Genomic DNA, 25,065 nt, shown 5'->3' with positions numbered 1-25,065 from the left:
AAATAACTGTGCAAATTTATCACGAGCTTTCGCAGACTTTTATGACGGGCAAAACAAAACCCCTACCTGCATCAGCAGATAGGGGTTTCGGAATTTAATCTTGACGATGACCTACTCTCACATGGGGAAACCCCACACTACCATCGGCGATGCATCGTTTCACTGCTGAGTTCGGGATGGGATCAGGTGGTTCCAATGCTCTATGGTCGTCAAGAAATTCGGTAGCCGGTTCGTGCCTTGCGGTCACGTGCCAGCGAATGGGTATGCGATAGTTTGTGTGCTGTTTGTGAGTATCTCGAACTTTCGGTTCGTTTCGTCTTCAGACACCGCAATCTGGTCTCTTTGCCTTTGGGCTTGGAGTTACAAATTGCTTGGGTGTTATATGGTCAAGCCTCACGGGCAATTAGTACAGGTTAGCTCAACGCCTCACAGCGCTTACACACCCTGCCTATCAACGTCGTAGTCTTCGACGGCCCTTCAGGGGACTCAAGGTCCCAGTGAGATCTCATCTTGAGGCAAGTTTCCCGCTTAGATGCTTTCAGCGGTTATCTTTCCCGAACATAGCTACCCGGCAATGCCACTGGCGTGACAACCGGAACACCAGAGGTTCGTCCACTCCGGTCCTCTCGTACTAGGAGCAGCCCCTCTCAAATCTCAAACGTCCACGGCAGATAGGGACCGAACTGTCTCACGACGTTCTAAACCCAGCTCGCGTACCACTTTAAATGGCGAACAGCCATACCCTTGGGACCGGCTTCAGCCCCAGGATGTGATGAGCCGACATCGAGGTGCCAAACACCGCCGTCGATATGAACTCTTGGGCGGTATCAGCCTGTTATCCCCGGAGTACCTTTTATCCGTTGAGCGATGGCCCTTCCATACAGAACCACCGGATCACTAAGACCTACTTTCGTACCTGCTCGACGTGTCTGTCTCGCAGTCAAGCGCGCTTTTGCCTTTATACTCTACGACCGATTTCCGACCGGTCTGAGCGCACCTTCGTACTCCTCCGTTACTCTTTAGGAGGAGACCGCCCCAGTCAAACTACCCACCATACACTGTCCTCGATCCGGATAACGGACCTGAGTTAGAACCTCAAAGTTGCCAGGGTGGTATTTCAAGGATGGCTCCACGCGAACTGGCGTCCACGCTTCAAAGCCTCCCACCTATCCTACACAAGCAAATTCAAAGTCCAGTGCAAAGCTATAGTAAAGGTTCACGGGGTCTTTCCGTCTAGCCGCGGATACACTGCATCTTCACAGCGATTTCAATTTCACTGAGTCTCGGGTGGAGACAGCGCCGCCATCGTTACGCCATTCGTGCAGGTCGGAACTTACCCGACAAGGAATTTCGCTACCTTAGGACCGTTATAGTTACGGCCGCCGTTTACCGGGGCTTCGATCAAGAGCTTCGCGTTAGCTAACCCCATCAATTAACCTTCCGGCACCGGGCAGGCGTCACACCCTATACGTCCACTTTCGTGTTTGCAGAGTGCTGTGTTTTTAATAAACAGTCGCAGCGGCCTGGTATCTTCGACCGGCGTGGGCTTACGCAGCAAGTGCTTCACCCTCACCGGCGCACCTTCTCCCGAAGTTACGGTGCCATTTTGCCTAGTTCCTTCACCCGAGTTCTCTCAAGCGCCTTGGTATTCTCTACCCAACCACCTGTGTCGGTTTGGGGTACGGTTCCTGGTTACCTGAAGCTTAGAAGCTTTTCTTGGAAGCATGGCATCAACCACTTCGTCACCCAAAGGGTAACTCGTCATCAGCTCTCGGCCTTAAGATCCCGGATTTACCTAAGATCTCAGCCTACCACCTTAAACTTGGACAACCAACGCCAAGCTGGCCTAGCCTTCTCCGTCCCTCCATCGCAATAACCAGAAGTACAGGAATATTAACCTGTTTTCCATCGACTACGCTTTTCAGCCTCGCCTTAGGGACCGACTAACCCTGCGTCGATTAACGTTGCGCAGGAAACCTTGGTCTTTCGGCGTGGGTGTTTTTCACACCCATTGTCGTTACTCATGTCAGCATTCGCACTTCTGATACCTCCAGCAAGCTTCTCAACTCACCTTCACAGGCTTACAGAACGCTCCTCTACCGCATCACTTGCGTGATACCCGTAGCTTCGGTGTATGGTTTGAGCCCCGTTACATCTTCCGCGCAGGCCGACTCGACTAGTGAGCTATTACGCTTTCTTTAAAGGGTGGCTGCTTCTAAGCCAACCTCCTAGCTGTCTAAGCCTTCCCACATCGTTTCCCACTTAACCATAACTTTGGGACCTTAGCTGACGGTCTGGGTTGTTTCCCTTTTCACGACGGACGTTAGCACCCGCCGTGTGTCTCCCATGCTCGGCACTTGTAGGTATTCGGAGTTTGCATCGGTTTGGTAAGTCGGGATGACCCCCTAGCCGAAACAGTGCTCTACCCCCTACAGTGATACATGAGGCGCTACCTAAATAGCTTTCGAGGAGAACCAGCTATCTCCGAGCTTGATTAGCCTTTCACTCCGATCCACAGGTCATCCGCTAACTTTTCAACGGTAGTCGGTTCGGTCCTCCAGTTAGTGTTACCCAACCTTCAACCTGCCCATGGATAGATCGCCCGGTTTCGGGTCTATTCCCAGCGACTAGACGCCCTATTAAGACTCGCTTTCGCTACGCCTCCCCTATTCGGTTAAGCTCGCCACTGAAAATAAGTCGCTGACCCATTATACAAAAGGTACGCAGTCACCCAACAAAGTGGGCTCCCACTGCTTGTACGCATACGGTTTCAGGATCTATTTCACTCCCCTCTCCGGGGTTCTTTTCGCCTTTCCCTCACGGTACTAGTTCACTATCGGTCAGTCAGTAGTATTTAGCCTTGGAGGATGGTCCCCCCATATTCAGACAAAGTTTCTCGTGCTCCGTCCTACTCGATTTCACTTCTAAGATCCTTTCGCGTACAGGGCTATCACCCACTATGGCCGCACTTTCCAGAGCGTTCCGCTAAAATCAAAGAAGCTTAAGGGCTAGTCCCCGTTCGCTCGCCACTACTAAGGGAATCTCGGTTGATTTCTTTTCCTCAGGGTACTTAGATGTTTCAGTTCCCCTGGTTCGCCTCTTGCACCTATGTATTCAGTACAAGATAACCATCTTATGATGGCTGGGTTCCCCCATTCAGACATCTCCGGATCAAAGTCTGTTTGCCGACTCCCCGAAGCTTTTCGCAGGCTACCACGTCTTTCATCGCCTCTGACTGCCAAGGCATCCACCGTATGCGCTTCTTCACTTGACCATATAACCCCAAGCAATCTGGTTATACTGTGAAGACGACATTCGCCGAAAATTCGATCTTGCTCAAAGAGCAACTCACAAATTTTACCTTAGCCTGATCCGTTACCAGTGAAAGTAACGTTCAGTCTATCTTTCTATCACATACCCAAATTTTTAAAGAACGATCTAATCAAAAGACTAGAAATCAACATTCACCATCACGTTGATGGAATGCTCATTTCTAAGCTTTCAGAAGCAGTTTATGGTGGAGCCAAGCGGGATCGAACCGCTGACCTCCTGCGTGCAAGGCAGGCGCTCTCCCAGCTGAGCTATGGCCCCATTACAAAATTGGTGGGTCTGGGCAGATTCGAACTGCCGACCTCACCCTTATCAGGGGTGCGCTCTAACCAACTGAGCTACAGACCCAATTTCGAGCTTGTAACTGTTAGCGTGAGCTATCAGCTTGGAGCTTAAAGCTGCTTCTATCGTCTTCTTCAATGAATCAAGCAATTCGTGTGGGAGCTCATGAAGCAGCTGCGGTCGTCGATTAAGGAGGTGATCCAGCCGCAGGTTCCCCTACGGCTACCTTGTTACGACTTCACCCCAGTCATGAATCACACCGTGGTAACCGTCCCCCCGAAGGTTAGACTAGCTACTTCTGGTGCAACCCACTCCCATGGTGTGACGGGCGGTGTGTACAAGGCCCGGGAACGTATTCACCGCGACATTCTGATTCGCGATTACTAGCGATTCCGACTTCACGCAGTCGAGTTGCAGACTGCGATCCGGACTACGATCGGTTTTGTGGGATTAGCTCCACCTCGCGGCTTGGCAACCCTCTGTACCGACCATTGTAGCACGTGTGTAGCCCAGGCCGTAAGGGCCATGATGACTTGACGTCATCCCCACCTTCCTCCGGTTTGTCACCGGCAGTCTCCTTAGAGTGCCCACCATTACGTGCTGGTAACTAAGGACAAGGGTTGCGCTCGTTACGGGACTTAACCCAACATCTCACGACACGAGCTGACGACAGCCATGCAGCACCTGTCTCAATGTTCCCGAAGGCACCAATCCATCTCTGGAAAGTTCATTGGATGTCAAGGCCTGGTAAGGTTCTTCGCGTTGCTTCGAATTAAACCACATGCTCCACCGCTTGTGCGGGCCCCCGTCAATTCATTTGAGTTTTAACCTTGCGGCCGTACTCCCCAGGCGGTCAACTTAATGCGTTAGCTGCGCCACTAAGAGCTCAAGGCTCCCAACGGCTAGTTGACATCGTTTACGGCGTGGACTACCAGGGTATCTAATCCTGTTTGCTCCCCACGCTTTCGCACCTCAGTGTCAGTATCAGTCCAGGTGGTCGCCTTCGCCACTGGTGTTCCTTCCTATATCTACGCATTTCACCGCTACACAGGAAATTCCACCACCCTCTACCATACTCTAGCTCGACAGTTTTGAATGCAGTTCCCAGGTTGAGCCCGGGGCTTTCACATCCAACTTAACGAACCACCTACGCGCGCTTTACGCCCAGTAATTCCGATTAACGCTTGCACCCTCTGTATTACCGCGGCTGCTGGCACAGAGTTAGCCGGTGCTTATTCTGTCGGTAACGTCAAAACACTAACGTATTAGGTTAATGCCCTTCCTCCCAACTTAAAGTGCTTTACAATCCGAAGACCTTCTTCACACACGCGGCATGGCTGGATCAGGCTTTCGCCCATTGTCCAATATTCCCCACTGCTGCCTCCCGTAGGAGTCTGGACCGTGTCTCAGTTCCAGTGTGACTGATCATCCTCTCAGACCAGTTACGGATCGTCGCCTTGGTGAGCCATTACCCCACCAACTAGCTAATCCGACCTAGGCTCATCTGATAGCGCAAGGCCCGAAGGTCCCCTGCTTTCTCCCGTAGGACGTATGCGGTATTAGCGTCCGTTTCCGAGCGTTATCCCCCACTACCAGGCAGATTCCTAGGCATTACTCACCCGTCCGCCGCTCTCAAGAGGTGCAAGCACCTCTCTACCGCTCGACTTGCATGTGTTAGGCCTGCCGCCAGCGTTCAATCTGAGCCATGATCAAACTCTTCAGTTCAAACATCTTTGGGTTTTGAGAAAACCCTAAACTTGGCTCAGCAATCGTTGGTTACATCTTTGATTTCTCGCGGAGTAACTTGTGATGCTGATAATCTGTTGACTAGCAGTCTGACTCCACAAGCACCCACACGAATTGCTTGATTCAGTTGTTAAAGAGCGGTTGGCTGAGTCTTTCGTCTCAACCGAGGCGCGCATTCTACAGCGCCCCGTGTATCTGTCAAGCGGTTATTTTTAGAAGTTTTCAAAGTTTCCTTATCAACTTCAACCACTTGCGCTTCCGATCTCTCGTTAGCGGGAGGCGAATTCTACAGCGTTACTCGCTGCTGTCAACACCTCTTTTTCACCGCTTTCGACCGAGAAGATCGAACCGCTGATGGAGCCAAACAACACTGCTCTATCTGCTCCTTCCAGACCTCGATGAACTGAAGCCAAACCCCTTCGAAACTTACTTAACTCATTGAATCTCAAGGAGTTTTCCGTTTCGACTGCGCCGGAAGTGGGGCGAATTATAGACGTCCAGAATCTGCCGTCAACCCCCTAATTACGCTTTTGTTGCAGAAGGCACTTTCCTGCCCAGCAAACGCGGGATTCGACGCATAACCGGCGGGACTCTCAGCATCAACAGTACGACCCCAATAAAGGCGTATATCGACCATTCCTTCAGATCTGCCCGCACGATCCACAGCATATGCAGCAATCCAAGCCCCAGGATCAGATACACCAGGCGATGCAACTTCTTCCAGCGCACGCCAAGTCGCCGCTGGCTGTAACGATTGGATGTGACTGCCAGCGCCAGCAAGCCGAGAAACCCAAGCGCCCCGACAATAATGTAAGGCCGCTTGCTCAATTCGACGCCCAACTGCGACCAATCGAATCCCAGTATGAACGCCGCATACCCGCTTAAATGCAACACAACATAAGCAAAGCACCACAAACCCAACTGGCGCCTGACCGCAATCCACCCCGCCCACCCCGTCATTTTTTGCAACGGCGTCATGCTCAAGGTGATCAACAACAGGATCAGTGTCCCCAACCCGAGCCGATCCACCAGCACTTTGCCCGGGTCAGGACCCAACGAATTCATCAAGGCTTCGTAAAGCCAGAGCAACGGCCAGACTGCCGCGGCGATGAAGACGCTAATTCGCCAGACTGGAAAACGCATCAGTAGTCCTTCCTCAGGTCCATCCCTGCATATAAAGAAGCGACTTCATCCTGATAGCCGTTGAACATCAGCGTATCGCGCACATTGGGACTGAACAGCCCACTCGGCAAACGACGTTCACGCGCCTGGGTCCAGCGCGGGTGGTCGACCGTTGGATTGACGTTGGCATAAAAGCCGTACTCATCAGACGCGATGCTCTGCCACGTGGTTTTCGGCTGCTCGCTCACCAGACTGATGCGCACGATGGACTTCACACTTTTGAACCCATACTTCCACGGGACCACCAGCCGCAGCGGCGCGCCGTTCTGGTTTGGCAACTCCCGTCCATACATCCCAACCGCGAGGATAGCCAACGGGTTCATCGCCTCGTCCAATCGCAAGCCCTCCACATACGGCCAGTCGATCAAGGCGAAACCAGAACGCTGCCCCGGCATGACTTTCGGATCCTGCAGAGTTTCGAAGCGGATGTACTTGGCCTTGGAGGTCGGCTCGACCTGCTTGAGCAATGCAGAGATGGGAAAACCGATCCACGGAATGACCATCGACCAGGCCTCGACACAGCGCAGTCGATAAATCCGCTCTTCCAGCTGATAAGGCTTCATGAAGTCTTCCAACCCATAGCGTCCCGGCTTGCCCACCTCTCCATCCACCACCACGCTCCAGGGTTCGGTCTTCAGGGAGCCGGCATTGGCGGCCGGATCCCCCTTGTCGGTCCCGAACTCATAGAAGTTGTTGTAATGGGTCGCGTCCTTGAACGGCGTGATGGGCTCATTCTTGACCGTGACCGCCTCCCATTGGACGGACGGCAATTTTTCGGCAAACCAGGACGGCGCCTTGCCTGGTTCGACCTCGGCATAACGCGCCACATCGGCAGCGCTAGCCCATCGCGGAAAGCTGCTCACGGCGAGACCCGCCATGGTCGCACCGAGCATTTGACGACGGGATAGATAGAAGGATTCGGGCGTGACGTCCGATTCACGGCAGTCGGACGACTTGGGGATCTTGATCAGCATGACAACTCCGCAGTATTGGAGGGCAGATGTACCAATAGACTGCGGAGTATGGGGGAAATTACATTAAGGCAACGTTTAGCGTCGGCGAAGACGCAACAAGTATTGCACCGGGCCCGAAGCGGCATAGGCGAGGAATACCAGCAGCAGGATACGCGGCGGATCACTGAACACCACCGCGAATACCAGCACCACCGCCAGAATCGCAACGAATGGCACACGCCCTTTCAGATCCAGCTCCTTGAAGCTGTTGTACTTGATGTTGCTGACCATCAGCATCCCGGCCGCGGCAACCAGCAGCGCTACCAGGAACGACATTTTCGACCCCTGGATGCCGTAGTCGCTGAATGCCCAGACAACACCGGCCACGACACCCGCCGCGGCCGGACTGGCCAGGCCGATGAAGTAACGTTTATCAGCCTTGCCGACCTGGGTGTTGAAACGGGCCAGGCGCAATGCCGCACCCGCCACATAAATGAAGGCGACCATCCAGCCGACCTTGCCCATGTCCCCCAGCGCCCAGCCGAACGCCAGCAAGGCCGGCGCCACGCCAAAGGCGACCATGTCGGACAGTGAATCGTATTCGGCGCCGAACGCGCTTTGGGTATTGGTCATGCGGGCGACGCGCCCGTCCAGGCCATCGAGCACCATGGCGACGAAGATCGCAATGGCGGCGAACGCAAAGTAACGGCTCGCCCCTGCGCTATCGCCGGCGCTCAAGGCAGCCTGGGCACTCATGGAGCTGATGATGGAATAGAAACCGGCGAACAGGTTCGCGGTGGTGAACAGATTCGGCAGCAGATAGATGCCACGATGCCGGACCTTACGGCCTTCAGCGTCATGGCCTTCTTCGATGTGCTCATCGATGGGCAACAGGCTTTCGGCGTCAGGAGCCTGGTTTGGCTCGTCGGGACGTTCGCTCATGGACAATACCTTGCAACGGTGTGAAAAATTCGACAGATGTCTGGGACGACGGTTCGACCGCAAACGATGCAGCTTTATACCAGAAGCCATCGCCCAAACGAAAAAACGCGGCCAAGGCCGCGTTTTTCGACTCAAGTTCGCGACTTAGTTCTTGGCTTTGTCGACGATCTTGTTGGCACCGATCCACGGCATCATCGAGCGCAGTTGCTCGCCGATGATTTCGATACCGTGGGCGGCGTTGTTGCGACGCTTGGCGGTCATCGAAGGATAGCCGGTGGCGCCTTCGCTGATGAACATCTTGGCGTATTCGCCGTCCTGAATACGTTTCAGGGCGTTGCGCATGGCCTGGCGGGACTCGGCGTTGATGACTTCCGGACCGGTCACGTACTCGCCGTATTCGGCGTTGTTGGAGATCGAGTAGTTCATGTTGGCGATACCGCCTTCGTACATGAGGTCAACGATCAGCTTCAGTTCGTGCAGGCATTCGAAGTAGGCCATTTCTGGCGCGTAGCCCGCTTCAACCAGGGTTTCGAAACCGGCTTTTACCAGCTCGACGGTACCGCCACACAGAACGGCTTGCTCGCCGAACAGGTCGGTTTCAGTCTCGTCCTTGAAGGTGGTTTCGATGATGCCGGTACGACCGCCACCCACACCAGCAGCGTAGGACAGGGCCACGTTCTTGGCGTTGCCGGACGCGTCCTGGTAGATCGCGATCAGGTCAGGGATACCGCCGCCTTTCACGAACTCGGAACGCACGGTGTGACCCGGGGCCTTCGGCGCGATCATGATCACGTCGAGGTCGGCACGAGGCACGACTTGGTTGTAGTGGATCGCGAAACCGTGGGAGAAGGCCAGGGTGGCACCTTTCTTGATGTTCGGCTCGATTTCGTTCTTGTACAGGGCAGATTGGAACTCGTCCGGGGTCAGGATCATGACCAGGTCGGCTGCGGCAACTGCGGAAGCCACGTCGGTCACTTTCAGGCCGTGGGCCTCGGCCTTGGCAACGGTGGCCGAGCCTTTACGCAGGCCGACAGTCACGTCAACGCCGGAATCTTTCAGGTTGCACGCCTGGGCGTGACCTTGGGAACCGTAGCCGATGATGGCGACTTTCTTGCCCTGGATGATCGACAGGTCGCAGTCTTTATCGTAGAAAACTTTCATGAATTTCCCCTATATCCGGCCATTCAGGCCATTCGCTAATTTGGTTTAGATGCTCAGTACTTTGTCGCCACGGGCAATCCCGGTGACGCCACTGCGTACGGTTTCCAGAATCGAGGCAGTGCCGATCGATTGGATGAAGCTGTCGAGCTTGTCGCTGGTACCGGTCAACTGAACGGTATAGACGCTGGCGCTGACATCGACGATCTGCCCACGATAAATATCGGTAGTACGCTTGATCTCGGCGCGCTGGGCGCCGGTGGCCTTGACCTTGACCAGCATCAGTTCACGCTCGATGTGAGCGCTTTCCGACAGGTCCACCAGCTTGACCACCTCGATCAGCTTGTTCAGGTTCTTGGTGATCTGCTCGATGACTTCATCGTGCCCCACGGTGGTCAGCGTCAGACGCGACAGGGTCGGGTCTTCGGTTGGCGCCACGGTCAGGCTTTCGATGTTGTAGTTGCGCTGCGAGAACAGGCCTACAACACGAGACAGCGCACCCGGTTCGTTTTCCAGAAGCAAGGAAATAATGTGTCGCATGATTAGGTACGCTCCGTCTTGCTCAGCCACATATCGCGCATGGAGCCGTCTTTGATCTGCATCGGGTAGACGTGCTCGCTGGTGTCGACCGCAATATCGATCACCACCAGGCGATCCTTCATGGCGAACGCTTCCTCCATCTTCGACTTCAAATCCTTCGATTCGGTGATGCGCACGCCAACGTGACCATAGGCCTCTGCCAGCTTGACGAAATCAGGCAGCGATTCCATGTACGAGTGCGAATGACGGCTGCCGTAGCTCATGTCCTGCCACTGGCGAACCATCCCCAACACACCGTTGTTCAGGATCACGATCTTCACCGGCAAACCGTATTGCAGGCAGGTGGATAGTTCCTGGATGTTCATCTGGATGCTGCCCTCGCCCGTGACGCAGGCGACATCAGCCTCCGGGAAGCTCAACTTGATGCCCATGGCTGCCGGAAAACCGAAGCCCATGGTGCCCAGGCCACCGGAGTTGATCCAGCGGTTGGGTTTGTCGAACTTGTAGTACTGCGCCGCGAACATCTGGTGCTGGCCCACGTCGGAGGTCACAAAGGCATCGCCCTTGGTCACTTCGCACAGGGTTTCGATCACGGTCTGCGGCTTGATCACGCTGCCGTCGCCCTTGTCGTAAGGGAACAGGCCGCGATCGCCGCGCCATTCATCGACCTGCTTCCACCAACTGGCGACGGACTCCTTGTTCGGAACCTCGCCGATTTCCTTGAGAATGGCGACCATTTCGGTCAGCACGCTCTCGACAGGACCGACAATCGGCACGTCTGCCTTGATGGTCTTGGAGATGGAAGCCGGGTCGATGTCGATGTGGATGATCTTGGCGTTCGGGCAGAATTTAGCCGCGCCATTGATCACACGGTCGTCGAAACGCGCGCCGACCGCCAGGATCACATCGGCGTGGTGCATCGCCAGGTTGGCGGTGTAGCTGCCGTGCATGCCGAGCATACCGATGAACTGACGGTCAGTACCCGGGAACGCGCCCAGGCCCATCAGCGTATTGGTGACCGGCAGGTTGAGCATTTTCGCCAGCTCGGTCAGCGGCGCGGAGCCACCGCCGAGGATTACACCACCACCGGAGTACAACACAGGGCGCTTGGCCGCCAGCAGCATTTCGGCCGCCTTGCGGATTTGCCCGGAGTGACCACGGACCGCCGGGCTGTAGGAACGCAGCTTGGCTTTTTTCGGGAAGATGTATTCGAACTTCTCGGCCGGGTTGGTCATGTCTTTCGGGACATCGACCACGACCGGACCCGGACGACCGGATTCGGCCAGGTAGAAAGCCTTCTTCATGACTTCCGGGATTTCCGACGCGTGCTTGATCATGAAGCTGTGCTTCACGATCGGCCGGGAAATACCGATCATGTCGGTTTCCTGGAACGCGTCGGTGCCGACCATGGTGCTGGGCACCTGACCGGAGATGATTACCATCGGGATGGAGTCCATGTACGCCGTGGCGATACCGGTGATGGCGTTCGTGGCGCCTGGACCGGAAGTCACCAGTACCACGCCGGCCTTGCCGGTGGCACGGGCATAGCCGTCAGCCATATGAGTGGCCGCCTGCTCGTGACGAACCAGAATGTGGGTCACTTCCGGTTCTTTGAACAGGGCATCATAGACATGAAGAAGAGCACCACCGGGGTACCCGTAGATATATTTGACGCCTTCGTCACGCAAAAAGCGGACGAGCATCTCACCGCCAGATAAAAGCTCCACGTTGTTCACCTCTAAAACGCCAGAATACCGACCCACAAAAAGGGGACGGGTCTTAATAGGTTTACTTCTCGGCAGAGCATGAGCGACGGTGGTCGCCGACTACGTCAGCACTGACTGAGCAAGTATTGGGATCGTCCCAAGTGTTGCGGGCCTTTCCCACCCAGCGCGAGGTAACGCGTTGCGGGTGTAACAGGTCGGCGCGGATGTGCGCCTCATGATCTGCCGAGTGGGTCTGCTTCTGGCAGTCCCTCTACAGCGGACTTTGGATTCTTCTGTTTCGCCTCCTTCAAGTCAAGTCGTCTATGTGCTTTATTCGAAGTAAGCGCATGAGAACGCAAGAAAAAACCCTTAAACGGCAACTGTGTTAGCTTCAATTGCGCAACCCAAGACAAGGAAACAGCATGCGAATGATCTTCTTGACGGCCAGCCTGCTGGTTGGCCTGAGCCCGATATGCATGGCCGGCCAGGTCTACAAATGGGTCGACGCCCAGGGCGTGACCCATTTCGGCGCCCAGCCCCCCGACGGCACAGAGGCCACGACTGTGATCAAGTCCGCTCCACCCGCCACCAAACCGGCGGCACCGCCGTCTGGTGGGGTCATTGGCGACCAGAAGGCCATCGACCAACAGGTCAGGAAACAGGTTGCCGAACAGGAAGCCCAGCTCAAGGCGTTCTGCGAACAGGCCCGGACCAACCTGGCGCAATTGCAGAACAACCCCAGGGTGCGCGAAGACGTGGAGGGGGAAATGCGCCGCCTCACCGATGAAGAGCGGCGCCTGCGGATCGATGAGACCCGCCAGCAAATCGAGGAGAACTGCCAGTAATGGCGGTCAGCCGACGTCGATGATCAACCGATCGAATTGCGCCAGCAGCCGCTGCAACTCGACGCCCTGCCCTGGCCGCTGGGCATAGACCATCTCGGCCATGGCAAGGATGCCCGAGGCGTTGGGCAGCGGCAGGTCGTTTTCCAGGATGGCTTTCATCCTGGGCAGGAAAATCCATTGCAGCCACTGCTCGAAATCCAGGGTGTCGACCGCGAACGGCTCGACGCTGGCCAGCGCCTGCGCCGAAGGCGATACCTCGCTCCACCAGCCCTGGACCCGTAGCTCCCGCTCGATCAACAGCAACTGATCGGCGATTTGAGGAAAACGTGTATCCATCAGAGCGAAACCTTGGCCTTCTGACGAGCCAACGCCGCGCCAGCGGAATCGCCCTGTTTCTCACGGGCCTGGGCGATCAATTCCCACAAGCTGGCCTGAAGTGCCGGGCGACCACTGGATAATGTCAGGCCACGGCGGGCCAGTTGTTCGGCTTGCGGCGCATCACCCTGGGCCATGCGCACCTGGGCCAGGCGATAAAGCACCTGGGGTTCACGTGGCGCCACACGCTGGGCACGCTCCAGGCTGGAGGACGCACCGTTGAGGTCACCGCCGGCCTGTTGCTGTTGCGCCGTGGTCAGCAGAGCCAGTACCGGGCCGTCCAGTTGTTCATCGGCAGACAAACCACCGGAACTTGCCGACGGGATGCTGCTCGGCGTCGAAGGCATGCTGTAGCTGCCCTGATCGATCGGCGAGGTTTCGATAGGTCCTGGCGTGATCGGGCCCGGCGTGATCGGCGTGCTGCTGATCGGCGCCGAAGTCGTCGCGCCTCCGCCGGGCACCATCACCACGACGCCAGTGTCGCCTTGCGGGATTGCCTGGACCTGGCCCTGCACCGGCCGTTTCACCGTCGTTTGACGGAAACCACCGTTGGCCGAGACCCGCTCGCTGTTGGACACAGCAGTGCCGGAGTCAACGACCGGAATCGAACCGCGTTGTACGGTAGAGCAACCACTGAGCAAAGCCACGGCCGTTACCGCTGGAATCAACCACTTGTTCACTTGAAACCCTCTTTGCTTAATTCATCCAGTCCTTGACCCAATCCATCACCGATTCGGCAGGATTCGTGCCGCCACAGGCTGCACCGGGTGGTGGTTCGCTGCCGCGAATATACGGCATCTGTACGGCGCCCGGGCAATTGGCGTCGGAGCCTTGGCCGGTACGCGAATCAACCCAGGCCTGGACGATGTTGTCCGGTTGCGGCATGTCCAGCGGCAGCGGGTCGGCCTTGCGCATGAAACTGGTCCAGACCTGCAGCGCACCAGTGGCGCCGGTGAACGGGGTCTTGCCGTTGTCATCACGTCCGAGCCAGACCACTGCCAGCAGGTCCTGGCTGAAACCGGCGAACCAGCTGTCGCGCGAGTCGTTACTGGTACCGGTCTTGCCCGCCAGGGTCAGGGTCCGAGGCAACACGTTATAAACCGAACTGCCGGTGCCTTCACGCATGACTCGCTGCATCGCGCTCTGGATCAGATAAATGGAGGCCGGGTCGAAACGCTGCTGGATCTGGAACGGATAACGCTTGAGCGGCTCACCATCGGCGGTCAGCACGCTGCGGATCCCGCGCATCGGCGTATTGAAACCGCCATTGGCCAGGGTCTGGTACATGGCCGCCACTTCGATCGGTGTAAGGCCACCGGCGCCCAGCAGCATCGACGGGAAGGCCGGGAATTCGCGACTTACCCCCAGGCGCGCCAGGGTCTTGAGTACATTCGGCACACCGACTTCCAGCCCGAGGCGAGCCGTCGACAGGTTGTAGGAATGCGCCAGCCCCTGGTAGAGGAACACCGTGCCGTGGGAACGACGATCATAGTTCTGCGGTTTCCAGACCTGGCCATCAGCGCCCTTGACCGAGAACGTCTCGTCCGACAACCAACTGGTCAGCGTGTACTGGCTCGGTTTCTCCAGCGCGGTGAGGTACACCGCAGGCTTGATCAGCGAGCCAATCGGACGCACCGCATCCAGGGCCCGGTTGAAGCCGGCGAAGCTGGCCTGGCGGCTGCCGATCATGGCCTGGACTTCGCCAGTTTCCGGGTTGGTCACGACCATGGCCGCTTCGACTTCGTCGGCGCCCTTGCGTCCGCCCAGCCGCTTGAAGGTGTCCTCGACCGAGGCCTCGGCCTTCATCTGCAGGATCGGGTCGAAACTGGTGAAGATGCGCAGGCCTTCTTCGGTCAAGTCTTCGTCGCGGTAGTCTTCCCGCAGTTGACGCTTGACCAGGTCCATGAAGCCCGGGAACGAACTGTCTGCCAGGCTGCCACGCTTGGTCACGCCCAACGGCATCTTTTTCGCCGCTTCGACTTGCTCGGCTGTCGCCACACCTTGTTGTTGCAGCAGATCGAGCACCAGGTTGCGCCGCTCGAGGGCACGTTCCGGATTACGCCGCGGGTTGTAGGAAGACGGCCCCTTGACCATGCCCACCAGCAACGCCACCTGATGCAGCTTGAGCTCGGACAGCGGCTGGCTGAAGAAGAACTGGCTGGCAAGGCCGAAACCGTGCACCGCCCGTTGACCGTCCTGGCCGACGAACACCTCGTTGAGGTACGCCTCCAGAATCTCCTGCTTGTCGTAGTGCAGTTCCAGCAACAACGCCATCATGGCTTCGGTGAGCTTGCGAGTCAGGCTGCGCTCGTTGGTCAGGTAGAAGTTCTTGACCAACTGTTGGGTCAGCGTACTACCGCCCTGGCGCATATGGCCCGAGGAGGTGTTGACCCAGATGGCCCGGGCAATCGACTTGGGCGAGACGCCGAAGTGATGGTAGAAGTCGCGGTCTTCGACGGCGATCAGCGTGTCGAGCAGGAACGGCGGCACCTGGTCGATCTTGATCAGGATCCGATCTTCGAGGTTCTTGGGGTACAGGCCACCAATGAGCAGTGGCTCAAGGCGCACCACCGACAGACTCGCGTTGTTCGCGCCGGTCAGCGCAGCCACGTAGTCGCCGGAAAAACGCACCCGCACCGGTTGTGCCTGTTCCATGCCTTCATAGAACTGGAAGCCACGGGTGTTGAGGTCGATGGTATTGCCATTGACCGAGGCCGCACCCGGACCATTGGCCACGCTTTCACGGCGATAACCCAAGGCATCGAGCTCGGTCAGGAAGTCGTCCTTGCTCAGCTTTTGTCCGACGAACAGCTCCAACGGCCGGGCATAGACCTTGGCCGGGATGGTCCAGCGCTTGCCGGAGAACTTCTCCTGGACCACGGCATCGAGATAGACCGCAAAACCGGCGAGCACGACGAGGCCCACTAGGCTGAGTTTAAGGGCCCAGCCCAGCCAGGGCCGCAAGCGGCTGGCGGGTGGTTTCTTGGGGGTACGGGGGGATCGGGTACGAGTCATGGCGGCGGATTATACGCACTTTGCTTCGGTTCAACATGAGCCCGCCACGCGGTTTGCGTTAGCGCGGCTTGCGGCCATAATGACGGCCTTGAATTTTTCCAGCCTATGAAGGACCGCCCGTGAGCCAATCCCTGATCGCCGCCCTGCAAAACCCGGCCCTCTACCCGCATCCCGTCGAAGCGTTCCAGGTCATCGAAACCCATATTTCCTGGGTATTGCTCACCGGTCCATACGCCTACAAATTCAAAAAGCCGGTCAACTTCGGCTTCCTCGATTTCACCAGCCTCCAGGCGCGCCAGCATTTCTGTGGCGAAGAGTTGCGCCTGAACCAGCGCCTGACCCAAGACCTGTATCTGGACGTGCTGCCGATTACCGGCAGCGTCGAAGCGCCACAACTGGGTGGCGACGGTCCGGCCATCGAATACGCCCTGAAGATGCGTCAGTTCCCCCAGAGCCAATTGCTCAGCACACTGCAAGCCAACGGCGAACTGACCACCGCGCACATCGACGAGATGGCCGCGCAGATCGCCCAGTTCCACCTCTCCACGCCCAAGGTGCCCGCCGACAACGCCGCCGGCACTCCGCAAAGCGTGATGGCGCCGGTGCTGCAGAACTTCGAACAGATCCGTCCGTTCCTCAACGACAAGGCCGACCTGTTGCAACTCGAAGCACTGCAAGCCTGGGCCGAAAGCAGTTTCGAACGCCTCAAGCCACTGTTCACCCAACGCAAGACCGAAGGTTTCATCCGCGAATGCCACGGTGATATCCACCTGGGCAACGCCACCGTGATCGACGGCAAAGTGGTGATTTTCGACTGCATCGAATTCAACGAACCGTTCCGTTTCACCGACGTCTACGCCGACACCGGCTTCCTGGCGATGGACTTGGAGGACCGTGGTCTCAAGTCCCTGGCGCGGCGTTTCGTCAGCCAGTACCTGGAACTGACCGGCGATTACCAGGGCCTGGAACTGCTGAACTTCTATAAAGCCTATCGCGCCCTCGTCCGGGCCAAAGTCGCGCTGTTCAGCATGCCGGCCGAAGCCGATCCGGTGCAGCGCGCCACCACCCTGCGCCAATACCGCAACTACGCCAACCTGGCCGAAAGCTACAGCACCATCCCTTCGCCTTTCCTGGCCATCACCCACGGTGTTTCGGCCGTTGGCAAAAGCCATGTCGCGATGCGCCTGGTCGAGGCACTGGGTGCCATTCGCCTGCGCTCGGACGTGGAGCGCAAGCGCCTGTTCGGCCAGCAACAGGTCCCCAACGACCCACAAGCCGGCATCTATAGCAGCGACGCCAGCAGCGCCACCTACACCCGCCTGCATGAAGTCGCCGCGGCGATCCTGCGCGCCGGATTCCCGGTAGTGATCGATGCCACCTACCTCAAGCACGATCAGCGCGACGCTGCGGCAAAAGTCGCCGAGGCCACCGGCGCTCCGTTCCTGATCCTCGACTGCGACGCGCCGCAAGCGGTCATCGAAAGCCGCCTGGCGCAGCGTCAGGCCGACCAGCAAGACCCCTCCGATGCGAATCTGGCGGTCATCGCCGCACAACAGTCCAGCCGCGAAGCCCTGACCCCGACGGAAATTCTCTGCAGCAAACAGGTCAAAACCAACGAAAGCGGCACGCTCGACATCGTGGTCGCGCAAATCCGTCAGCGCCTGCCAGGCCTGTAGATCACTATTTCGGCCGTGAAGCGACGCCCGGCTTCACGGCCGTCAAATAGTGGCACTATACTGGCGTCATAAAACCAACAGGTGATATGAAATGAGCCACCCCAAGATTCTCAACAGCCCGCTCTATGCCCTGCTGCGCAAAGATGACATTTCAGGCTTCAACAAGGAGCGCCCCCAAGGTACGGTCGACATGCGCGGCGGCGATTTTCGTGGCCTCGATCTGCGGGAGCTGAACGCGGACGACGTCGATTTCACCGATGCGTATTTCCGCGCTGCCGATTTACGCGGCATCGATTTCCGCAAATCGTCATTGGAAGGCGCGAGCCTGGCCCATGCGCAAATATCCGGCGCCTACTTCCCGCCTGAGTTGTCTGCCGACGAGATCCTGATGTCGATGAATTTCGGCACCCGGCTGCGCTACCGTACTCGCTGACACTGTCTGAACCGGGCCGGCCAACGCGCAGACCTGACACGACCGAACGGATCTCCAGTGCCCCCGCTTGCGCTGGAGAATGCAGCCCCTTCCCACTTCATCGTGCGTAATGCATTAGAAGCTTTTGCGTCGAATCCCACCAAAGAATCACGCTTTTCCTACTGACCGCTACACTGCTCAGAAGCTTGCCCACCGCACCAGTCGGCCGTCGCAAGGAGGCTCGATGAATGATGAACTGCAACACCTGAAGAATCTGGGCAAGACATCGGCCCAGTGGCTGCACGCCGTGGGTATCCACAGCGCTTCCGATCTACGCCGGCTCGGGGCGGTGGACGCCTATCGCGCCGTGCGCACACGCGGCTTCCGGGCGTCCAAGGTGTTGCTGTACGCCATCGAGGGCGCATTGATGGATGTGCATTGGAATGACATCCCCGCCGAACGCAAGGAAGCCCTGAACAAACAGCTGGACGCCCTTTCGACGCGTCACAAAGCCTGATGCCCTTTTCGTTTCCAGAGCGAACCCTGGCCGCGAGGTTATTTCGACAAATCGCACAAACAATGTTTGACATGGTAATGAGAATCGCTATGATTACCACATCCGGTCGCGAGACTGGTCGATATTTGAACAGCCCTTGGTTCGGACTCTCAGATATCTCCTCATCAGGCTAATCACGGTTATTTGACCCGGCTCTTGCCGGGTCTTTTTTTGCCCGCAAAAACGTCACTGTCCAATCTGTTCGCGCATTTGCGCACAATAATCCTGGGGTGGCATGGCCGGGGTGTACCACACGTAGTCCGCCATGGCGGAGGTCACGTCACGGCCCTCCTCGGCCAACATCAGGACGGTCGGTGCCTCGCTGGCGCCGAGATCCAGAGCATGCAGCGGTACGCCAAGATCTTTTCGCCCATGCCAGGCACCGACGAACAACAATGCCGGGGTCGGCGCTTGCAGCAGGCGTTCGGCCATGCGCCGGTCACGCTGTTGCTGCACGGCCAGCATCGGCGGCATTTGCGACTCCGGCAGCAAACCACAGTGGGACTCTCGGATCTGTCCCAACAGCTGTTCCTTCACCGTGGCGGCATTGGCGCGAGTGCCCATCAAGCCGGGCGCTTGCCGATAGAAACGCTGAATCTCGGCGGCGTCCAGGTTGGCGGCCAGCAACGGATAGCGTTGCGCCAGGGCAAACTCGACGACAGGCCCATACAGACTCCAATCCCAGCCGGGGGACCAGGCCAGCGCGCCGGGCAGATCCTTGGGCAAGGCAGGTAGCTGGCGGACCGAATCAACGCGTGGCTGCTGGGAGGGGGTGAGCATTTCCAACAACAGGCTGCCCTGGGCCCGCTGCCCGGCCAAGGCCTGGAGTAGCCAGAGCTGCAGCGCGTGGTGATCAGGATTGTCGTGCTGCTCCCCCACCACCACCCGCGGCGCCTTTGCCAGGCGTTCGACCAATGTCTGGGGCGTCACGGCCTGGCCGTTGTGCAGATCACGAATCCGTCCGCCGAGCGGAGGCGGCGTAAGGCTCTGGCACGCTGTCAGTACACTCAAGGCCAGAATCAGGAGCAGGCGCACGTCCGTATCCTCCAGGGCGCCCTCAGCGGGCAATGATCAATGGATGCCCGCGCTCCGGATGGTCTTGCACCAGCACGTCCAGGCCAAACACCGCCTTGAGCGGTTCCGGGCGCAGCACATGCCGGGGCGTGTCCAGGGCCACCGGCCGACCGGACGCGAGCAGCAACAGGCGATCACAGTAACGCGCCGCCAGGTTCAGGTCATGCAGGATCACCAGCACGGCAGCCCCGCGACTGGCGAATTCACGCACCGCCTGGAGGATGGTGTGCTGATGCAGCGGATCGAGCATCGAGGTCGGCTCGTCCAGCAGCAGGGTCTGCCCCGCCTCACCCGGCCACAACTGCGCCAACACCCGCGCCAGATGCACCCGTTGGCGTTCGCCGCCGGACAACGCCAGGTAGCTGCGACCGTGCAGATGCGCGGCGTCTGCCGCTTGCAGCGCCGCGGTGACGATTTGCTCGTCGCGCAGCCGGCCACTCTGGTGCGGCAGGCGTCCCATGCCGACGACTTCTTCGACACGGAAGGCAAAATCCAGGGTCGAGGACTGCGGCAAGACCGCCAGACGACGGGCGCGCTCGGCACCGTGCCATTGGGCCAGTGGCCGCTCATCGAGCCAGACCTGCCCCTGGCTCGGGCGCAATTCGCCACACAGGCCCGCCAACAAGGTACTTTTGCCCGCGCCGTTGGGCCCGAGCACACCGAGTACTTCGCCGGGATTGAGCAGCAGATCGATGTCCGCCAGCACGGTTTTGCGGCCACGCTGAATGTGCAGGTTCTGTGCGCGCAACATCAGGCACGCCCTCGTACCAATAGATAGAGGAAGAACGGCGCGCCGATGAAGGCCGTGACGATGCCGATCGGCAATTCCGCCGGGGCCAGCGCCAAGCGTGCCACCAAGTCGGCGAGCAACAACAGGCTTGCCCCCGCCAGCACTGAAGCGGGCAATAACACACGATGGTCGGGGCCGGCCACCAGACGCACCAGATGCGGCACCACCAGCCCGACGAAACCGATCATGCCCGCCGCCGCCACCGCCGCGCCAACCCCCAGGGCCGTACAGAACACCAACTCTCGCTTGAGGGCTTCGACGTTGACACCCAGGTGGGCAGCCTCGGACTCGCCCAGCAACAGCGCATTGAGTTGCCGAGCCCGGCGTGGCAGCCAGAGCGCCACGCCGGCGCTGACCAGCAACAGCGGCCACAACCTCGCGTAGCTGGCGCCGTTGAGACTGCCCAGGTTCCAGAACGTCAGGGTGCGCAGGGTCGCGTCATCCGCCAAGTAGGTGAAGAGGCCGACGGCGGAGCCGGACAGCGCGGTCAGGGCAATGCCGGCCAGGAGCATGGTCGCGACATGGGTCTGGCCATTGCGGCGACCGAGACGATAGACCAGCGCCGTCACACCGAGCCCGCCAAGGAACGCACACAACGACAACACGTAAGGGCCAAAGGCTTCGGGCAACCCGCCCAGTGCCGAGCCAGCAACGATGGCGAACGCGGCCCCCAGTGCCGCGCCGCTGGACACGCCCACCAGCCCCGGGTCGGCCAAGGGATTACGAAACAGCCCCTGCATCGCCACGCCGGACAACGCCAACACCCCACCCACCGCCAAGCCCAGCAGGGTGCGCGGCAAACGGATCTGGCCGAGGATCAGTTCGGCTTGCTCCAGGCCATCGGCGGTCACCGGCAAGCCCAACAGGCGCAAGGCGGCGCGCAAGGTGTCCAGCAGCGGCAAGCTCACCGGCCCCAGGGCCAGGGACAGCCAGGTCGCCAGCAGACACAGCAGGCCCAGGCCGATGAACAAGGTGCGTGGCTTGACCAACGAGGTCATGGCGCCGTGGCCGACGCAGCCGGATAGAAGCCTGCCGTCAGTTTCACCAGGCTTTGCGGCAACCGCGGGCCCAACCCGCCCACCAACAGCGTCGGGTCGAGCTCCATGACGCGCCCATCCCTGGCGGCCCGGGTCGAGGAAAGAATCGGGTTTTCCCTGAACAGCGCCGCACGCGCTTCTTCGCCACTCAAGGCACGGTCGGTAAAGACCAGCACTTCAGGATTCAGGCTGGCCAAGGTCTCCACGGAAAAAGACTTGTAGCCGCTGTGGGTCGCCAAGTTGTGACCGCCGGCCTGCTGCAACAACCAATCGGCGGCCGTGCCCAGGCCTGCGACCAGTGGCTTGCCGCCGGAACTGCCCACCAACAGCAATACGCCAGGCGCCTTTTGTTTGCGCTGGGCCTCGGTCACCCGGGCATGTTGCTGGGCGAGCTGTTCCTGATAACGGTCGAACAGCCGTGTCGCCTCGGCCTCGGCCCCCAGCAATTGCCCCAGGTGCTGCAAATTGCCCTGCAGGGTCGGCAGGTCTGGCGTGGCCGAGAACAATTCGACCTGCACACCGGCGCTGCGGATTTGCGCCAGCACGGGTGGCGGCCCCATTTCCTCGGTGCCCACCAGGATCTGCGGACGCAGGCTCAATACGCCCTCTGCGGACAGTAGTCGCTGATAGCCAATGCTGGGCAGGGCCCGCAAGGCTTCAGGATGCTGGCTAGTAGTGTCGACGCCCACCAGCTTCGACTCGCCCCCCAGCGCACTGACCCATTCCGACAAGGCGCCGCCGGCGCTGACCCAACGTTGCGGCAATTCAGCCGCGCCGGCCCCCTGGTTGACTAACAGTGCGACACAGAGCGCAACAACGCGGATGTTCAGGCGCATCGGGCAGCTTCCTCAAAGAAGTTTTTCGCAGGATTGGCCAGGCCAAGTATCCTCAACCACCTGTGAAGGAGGCGCCATTTGATAATTGTTTTCATTTGACCGTCAAGCATGGATCTTTTGCTGCATAAAGCCCATGTGGGAGCGAGCTTGCTCGCGATAGCGGTCGATCAGCCAATATTAAGGTGACTGGTACACCGCTATCGCGAGCAAGCTCGCTCCCACAGGGATTTACACCGACAGACATATAGAGACACACATGAAGTTTCTTTGTAGCGCCGCCGAAGTGCCCGACAACGGCAGTCGCGGTTTCGACCTCGATGGGCGCAAGGTGCTGGCCGTGCGACGCGCCGGCCAGGTGTATGCCTATCTCAACCGCTGCCCGCACCGTGGCGTGCCACTGGAATGGCAACCCGACCAGTTTCTCGACCCCAGCGCCAGCCTGATCCAGTGCGCCACTCACGGCGCATTGTTCCTGATCGAAAGCGGTGAATGCGTGGCCGGCCCCTGCGCCGGTCAGTTCCTGGCTGCGCTAGACAGCCGGGAGGACGAGCAAGGCATCTGGGTCGAGCTGTAGCGGTTCAAGCAATACCGGCAACGCACGGTCCACCCACATCTGCTCGGGCGTCAACGTAACCCCGTAGGCCAGCACCTCCACACCCGCCGACACCGCATCACGCAAGGCAGCGGCGTACGCCGGGTCGATCTCGTGTGCCGGGCGTACCGCCTCGATGCCGCTCAGGTTCACGCAATACAGCTGCACTGCCCGCACGCCTTCCCGAGCCAGGCAGGCAAGCTCCCTCAAATGTTTGGCCCCGCGCAGGGTCACTGCATCGGGAAACGCGGCCACATTAGTACCATCGAAACCCAGCGTGACACTTTTGACTTCGACCCAGGCCGAGCCCTGAGCGTAGTCCAGGCGAAAATCGATACGACTGTTTTCCACGCCATAAGCCACTTCACGCTTGAGCCCGGTAAACCCGTTCAATTCAGTGATGACTCCGGCGCGCAAGGCTTCTTCGACCAAAGCGTTGGCCCGCGCGGTATTGATGCAGGCCAGCCGCCCTTGAGGGGTTTCACCGATTTCCCAGGTGCCGGGCAACTTGCGCTTGGGGTCGCTGGAGCGACTGAACCAGACACGGGCGCCTTCGGCCATGCAATTGAGCATCGAGCCGGTGTTGGGGCAGTGAATAGTAAGGAGTTCGCCGTGAACGGTCTCGATATCTGCGAGAAAACGCTTGTAACGTCGAATCAGACGCCCCTCTTCCAGTGCAGGAGAAAAACGCATCAGCCTTGCCAGCTCCGCAGTCCACGTTCGATTCGCGCCACCGCTTCCTGTAGCCGCGGCAAGCTCTGTGTGTAGGCGAACCGCACATGGTGGCTGGCCTGATGGCGGCCGAAATCCAGACCCGGCGTGAAGGCCACGTGTTCGGTTTCCAGAAAGTGCTGGCAGAACGCAAAGGCATCGCCGCCGAACGCGCTGATATCGGCATAGAGGTAAAACGCCCCCTGCGGTTCCACCGCGATACCGAAGCCCAGCTCCCGCAAGGCCGACAGCAGAAAGTCGCGGCGCAGCGCGAACTCGGCCCGCCGCTGCTCGAAGATTTCGATCGTGGCGGGCTCGAAACAGGCCAGGGCAGCATACTGGGCCATGCTCGGCGCACTGATGTAGAGGTTCTGCGCAAGCTTTTCCAGCTCGCCGATGGCTGCCGACGGGGCCACCAGCCAGCCAAGCCGCCAGCCGGTCATGCCGAAATACTTGGAAAAACTATTGAGGACAAAGGCGTCGTCGTCGACTTCCAGCACGCTGGCGGCGTCGGTGCCGTAGGTCAGGCCATGATAGATCTCGTCCACCACCAGATGGCCGTTGTGGCCCTTGATGGCCTTGGACAACCCTGCCAACTCGTCCCGGGTGAGAATCGTCCCGGTCGGATTGGCCGGCGAGGCCACCAACGCACCGACGCTGTCCTGGTCCCAATGGCGATTCACCAGGTCTGGCGTCAATTGGTAGCGCACATCCGGCCCCACGGGCACCAATTGCGCCGCGCCTTCGACCAAACGCAAGAAATGACGGTTGCACGGATAGCCGGGGTCGGCCAACAGCCAATGCTTGCCCGGGTCCACCAGCAAGGCGCTGGCCAGTAGCAACGCGCCAGAGCCGCCCGGCGTGATCATGATACGTCGAGGATCGATGTCGACCCCGTAGCGCTGCCTGTAGAAACCTGAGATGGCCTCGCGCAGCTCGGGGATGCCACGGGCCGCAGTGTAACGGGTCTTGCCCGCCGCCAGCGCCGCCTGGCCGGCCTGGATGATCGGCTCGGCGGTGGTGAAATCCGGCTCGCCTATCTCCAAGTGGATGACGTCATGCCCGGCGGCTTGCAGTTCGTTGGCGCGGGCCAACAGCGCCATCACATGGAAAGGTTCGATGGCGCGGCTGCGCGCACTGTAGGGCTGAGCCATTGGCCTTCCTTCAGGGGAAAAGAACCGATTCTACCCAACTCAGGAACAACTGCGGGAACGCGCGCGAACCCAAAGCGGTCTGAGCCCTCGGATTGCAGGAAATGACTCCTGCGATTGGCCCAGGCTTGACTAGAATCAAGCATTGAGCAGGTT

General features: G+C 58.9%; 20 protein-coding genes, 2 tRNA genes and 3 rRNA genes. 5 read left to right on the top strand and 20 right to left on the bottom strand.

The features are described from left to right. Positions 1–98: 98 nt before the first annotated feature. From rrf to AB4N80_RS10030, 11 genes are all read right to left on the bottom strand, one after another. Positions 99–214, bottom strand: a 5S ribosomal RNA gene (gene rrf, locus AB4N80_RS10080). A gap of 168 nt (positions 215–382) precedes the next feature. Then, positions 383–3,274 (bottom strand): 23S ribosomal RNA (locus tag AB4N80_RS10075). A gap of 241 nt (positions 3,275–3,515) precedes the next feature. Then, positions 3,516–3,591 (bottom strand) — tRNA-Ala (locus tag AB4N80_RS10070). Positions 3,592–3,601: 10 nt separating this feature from the next. Then, positions 3,602–3,678 (bottom strand) — tRNA-Ile (locus tag AB4N80_RS10065). A 122-nt stretch (positions 3,679–3,800) separates the two neighbouring features. Further along, positions 3,801–5,337: ribosomal RNA gene (locus AB4N80_RS10060) — 16S ribosomal RNA — on the bottom strand. The 16S, 23S and 5S rRNA genes sit together here with 2 tRNA genes alongside, the layout of an rRNA operon. 543 nt (positions 5,338–5,880) lie before the next feature. Beyond that, positions 5,881–6,501, bottom strand: a complete 621-nt coding sequence (gene msrQ / locus AB4N80_RS10055) for a protein-methionine-sulfoxide reductase heme-binding subunit MsrQ (RefSeq protein ID WP_122564890.1) — start codon at positions 6,499–6,501, stop codon at positions 5,881–5,883. After that, the gene (gene msrP / locus AB4N80_RS10050) at positions 6,501–7,514 is read right to left on the bottom strand and encodes a protein-methionine-sulfoxide reductase catalytic subunit MsrP (protein ID WP_122564891.1); all 1,014 of its coding nucleotides are present in this window, start codon (positions 7,512–7,514) and stop codon (positions 6,501–6,503) included. Before msrP ends, msrQ begins: the two co-directional genes overlap by 1 nt. A gap of 75 nt (positions 7,515–7,589) precedes the next feature. After that, complete coding sequence (gene pssA / locus AB4N80_RS10045) at positions 7,590–8,435, bottom strand: CDP-diacylglycerol--serine O-phosphatidyltransferase (protein WP_053125264.1); 846 nt, start codon at positions 8,433–8,435, stop codon at positions 7,590–7,592. Between the two features lie 144 nt (positions 8,436–8,579). Further along, positions 8,580–9,596 carry a ketol-acid reductoisomerase gene (gene ilvC / locus AB4N80_RS10040; RefSeq protein ID WP_003185459.1) on the bottom strand — a complete coding sequence of 339 codons (1,017 nt, stop codon included), beginning with the start codon at positions 9,594–9,596 and terminating at the stop codon, positions 8,580–8,582. Between the two features lie 45 nt (positions 9,597–9,641). Beyond that, complete coding sequence (gene ilvN, locus AB4N80_RS10035) at positions 9,642–10,133, bottom strand: acetolactate synthase small subunit (RefSeq protein WP_003176102.1); 492 nt, start codon at positions 10,131–10,133, stop codon at positions 9,642–9,644. A 2-nt stretch (positions 10,134–10,135) separates the two neighbouring features. Further along, positions 10,136–11,860: an acetolactate synthase 3 large subunit gene (locus AB4N80_RS10030; RefSeq protein WP_122564963.1), complete on the bottom strand. Its 1,725-nt coding sequence runs from the start codon at positions 11,858–11,860 to the stop codon at positions 10,136–10,138. Between the two features lie 401 nt (positions 11,861–12,261). Between AB4N80_RS10030 and AB4N80_RS10025 the strand changes: the two genes are divergently transcribed. Continuing rightward, complete coding sequence (locus tag AB4N80_RS10025; RefSeq protein WP_305468514.1) at positions 12,262–12,684, top strand: DUF4124 domain-containing protein; 423 nt, start codon at positions 12,262–12,264, stop codon at positions 12,682–12,684. Between the two features lie 6 nt (positions 12,685–12,690). Here AB4N80_RS10025 and AB4N80_RS10020 read toward each other — a convergent pair whose 3' ends face one another. The 3 genes from AB4N80_RS10020 to mrcB are packed head-to-tail and all read right to left on the bottom strand — an operon-like array spanning position 12,691 to position 16,074. Continuing rightward, complete coding sequence (locus tag AB4N80_RS10020; protein ID WP_460081800.1) at positions 12,691–13,020, bottom strand: YqcC family protein; 330 nt, start codon at positions 13,018–13,020, stop codon at positions 12,691–12,693. Further along, positions 13,020–13,739 (bottom strand): tetratricopeptide repeat protein, encoded by a 720-nt coding sequence (locus tag AB4N80_RS10015; RefSeq protein WP_122564894.1) that lies wholly within the window; start codon positions 13,737–13,739, stop codon positions 13,020–13,022. The genes AB4N80_RS10020 and AB4N80_RS10015 overlap by 1 nt, the downstream gene beginning before the upstream one ends. A 16-nt stretch (positions 13,740–13,755) precedes the next feature. Then, entirely contained in the window at positions 13,756–16,074 is a 2,319-nt protein-coding gene (gene mrcB, locus AB4N80_RS10010) for a penicillin-binding protein 1B (protein ID WP_060740602.1), read from the bottom strand. Positions 16,075–16,193: 119 nt separating this feature from the next. Between mrcB and AB4N80_RS10005 the strand changes: the two genes are divergently transcribed. The 3 genes from AB4N80_RS10005 to AB4N80_RS09995 all read left to right on the top strand — a co-directional run bounded on the left by AB4N80_RS10005 (position 16,194) and on the right by AB4N80_RS09995 (position 18,679). Continuing rightward, positions 16,194–17,750 carry a bifunctional aminoglycoside phosphotransferase/ATP-binding protein gene (locus AB4N80_RS10005; protein ID WP_305491109.1) on the top strand — a complete coding sequence of 519 codons (1,557 nt, stop codon included), beginning with the start codon at positions 16,194–16,196 and terminating at the stop codon, positions 17,748–17,750. A gap of 91 nt (positions 17,751–17,841) precedes the next feature. After that, positions 17,842–18,183, top strand: coding sequence for a pentapeptide repeat-containing protein (locus AB4N80_RS10000; protein ID WP_122564896.1), 342 nt, complete (start codon positions 17,842–17,844; stop codon positions 18,181–18,183). Positions 18,184–18,406: 223 nt separating this feature from the next. Then, positions 18,407–18,679, top strand: a complete 273-nt coding sequence (locus AB4N80_RS09995; protein WP_053125275.1) for a TfoX/Sxy family protein — start codon at positions 18,407–18,409, stop codon at positions 18,677–18,679. A gap of 225 nt (positions 18,680–18,904) precedes the next feature. Here AB4N80_RS09995 and AB4N80_RS09990 read toward each other — a convergent pair whose 3' ends face one another. The 4 genes from AB4N80_RS09990 to AB4N80_RS09975 are packed head-to-tail and all read right to left on the bottom strand — an operon-like array spanning position 18,905 to position 22,455. Beyond that, on the bottom strand, positions 18,905–19,753 hold the full coding sequence (locus AB4N80_RS09990; protein WP_354339592.1) for a ChaN family lipoprotein: 849 nt from the start codon (positions 19,751–19,753) through the stop codon (positions 18,905–18,907). 22 nt (positions 19,754–19,775) lie between these two features. Further along, positions 19,776–20,543: a heme ABC transporter ATP-binding protein gene (locus tag AB4N80_RS09985; RefSeq protein WP_305491110.1), complete on the bottom strand. Its 768-nt coding sequence runs from the start codon at positions 20,541–20,543 to the stop codon at positions 19,776–19,778. Beyond that, positions 20,543–21,526, bottom strand: coding sequence for a FecCD family ABC transporter permease (locus tag AB4N80_RS09980; RefSeq protein WP_163006678.1), 984 nt, complete (start codon positions 21,524–21,526; stop codon positions 20,543–20,545). Before AB4N80_RS09980 ends, AB4N80_RS09985 begins: the two co-directional genes overlap by 1 nt. Before the next feature lie 50 nt (positions 21,527–21,576). Further along, the gene (locus tag AB4N80_RS09975) at positions 21,577–22,455 is read right to left on the bottom strand and encodes a heme/hemin ABC transporter substrate-binding protein (RefSeq protein ID WP_122564900.1); all 879 of its coding nucleotides are present in this window, start codon (positions 22,453–22,455) and stop codon (positions 21,577–21,579) included. A gap of 256 nt (positions 22,456–22,711) precedes the next feature. Here AB4N80_RS09975 and AB4N80_RS09970 point away from each other — a divergent pair, with 256 nt between their 5' ends. Next, positions 22,712–23,029: a Rieske (2Fe-2S) protein gene (locus AB4N80_RS09970; RefSeq protein WP_122564901.1), complete on the top strand. Its 318-nt coding sequence runs from the start codon at positions 22,712–22,714 to the stop codon at positions 23,027–23,029. Here AB4N80_RS09970 and sfsA read toward each other — a convergent pair. Next, positions 22,985–23,740, bottom strand: coding sequence for a DNA/RNA nuclease SfsA (gene sfsA / locus AB4N80_RS09965; protein ID WP_122564902.1), 756 nt, complete (start codon positions 23,738–23,740; stop codon positions 22,985–22,987). The two genes, AB4N80_RS09970 and sfsA, sit on opposite strands and share 45 nt — an antisense overlap. Then, positions 23,740–24,912, bottom strand: a complete 1,173-nt coding sequence (locus AB4N80_RS09960) for a pyridoxal phosphate-dependent aminotransferase (RefSeq protein ID WP_460081788.1) — start codon at positions 24,910–24,912, stop codon at positions 23,740–23,742. The genes sfsA and AB4N80_RS09960 overlap by 1 nt, the downstream gene beginning before the upstream one ends. Positions 24,913–25,065 lie beyond the last annotated feature (153 nt).

Source organism: Pseudomonas sp. H3_A02 (assembly GCF_054671965.1).
Note: the sequence above shows the minus strand (reverse complement) of the source record. Positions and strands in the feature narration are given on the sequence as shown.

Coding starts and splice junctions, on each gene's coding strand:
- AB4N80_RS10025 (WP_305468514.1), top strand. CDS start 12,262: ATGCGAATGATCTTCTTGACGGCCAGCCTGCTGGTTGGCCTGAGCCCG.
- msrQ (WP_122564890.1), bottom strand. CDS start 6,501: ATGCGTTTTCCAGTCTGGCGAATTAGCGTCTTCATCGCCGCGGCAGTC.
- AB4N80_RS10020 (WP_460081800.1), bottom strand. CDS start 13,020: ATGGATACACGTTTTCCTCAAATCGCCGATCAGTTGCTGTTGATCGAG.
- AB4N80_RS09975 (WP_122564900.1), bottom strand. CDS start 22,455: ATGCGCCTGAACATCCGCGTTGTTGCGCTCTGTGTCGCACTGTTAGTC.
- AB4N80_RS09995 (WP_053125275.1), top strand. CDS start 18,407: ATGAATGATGAACTGCAACACCTGAAGAATCTGGGCAAGACATCGGCC.
- pssA (WP_053125264.1), bottom strand. CDS start 8,435: ATGAGCGAACGTCCCGACGAGCCAAACCAGGCTCCTGACGCCGAAAGC.
- msrP (WP_122564891.1), bottom strand. CDS start 7,514: ATGCTGATCAAGATCCCCAAGTCGTCCGACTGCCGTGAATCGGACGTC.
- AB4N80_RS09970 (WP_122564901.1), top strand. CDS start 22,712: ATGAAGTTTCTTTGTAGCGCCGCCGAAGTGCCCGACAACGGCAGTCGC.
- AB4N80_RS09985 (WP_305491110.1), bottom strand. CDS start 20,543: ATGTTGCGCGCACAGAACCTGCACATTCAGCGTGGCCGCAAAACCGTG.
- sfsA (WP_122564902.1), bottom strand. CDS start 23,740: ATGCGTTTTTCTCCTGCACTGGAAGAGGGGCGTCTGATTCGACGTTAC.
- ilvC (WP_003185459.1), bottom strand. CDS start 9,596: ATGAAAGTTTTCTACGATAAAGACTGCGACCTGTCGATCATCCAGGGC.
- AB4N80_RS09960 (WP_460081788.1), bottom strand. CDS start 24,912: ATGGCTCAGCCCTACAGTGCGCGCAGCCGCGCCATCGAACCTTTCCAT.
- mrcB (WP_060740602.1), bottom strand. CDS start 16,074: ATGACTCGTACCCGATCCCCCCGTACCCCCAAGAAACCACCCGCCAGC.
- ilvN (WP_003176102.1), bottom strand. CDS start 10,133: ATGCGACACATTATTTCCTTGCTTCTGGAAAACGAACCGGGTGCGCTG.
- AB4N80_RS10000 (WP_122564896.1), top strand. CDS start 17,842: ATGAGCCACCCCAAGATTCTCAACAGCCCGCTCTATGCCCTGCTGCGC.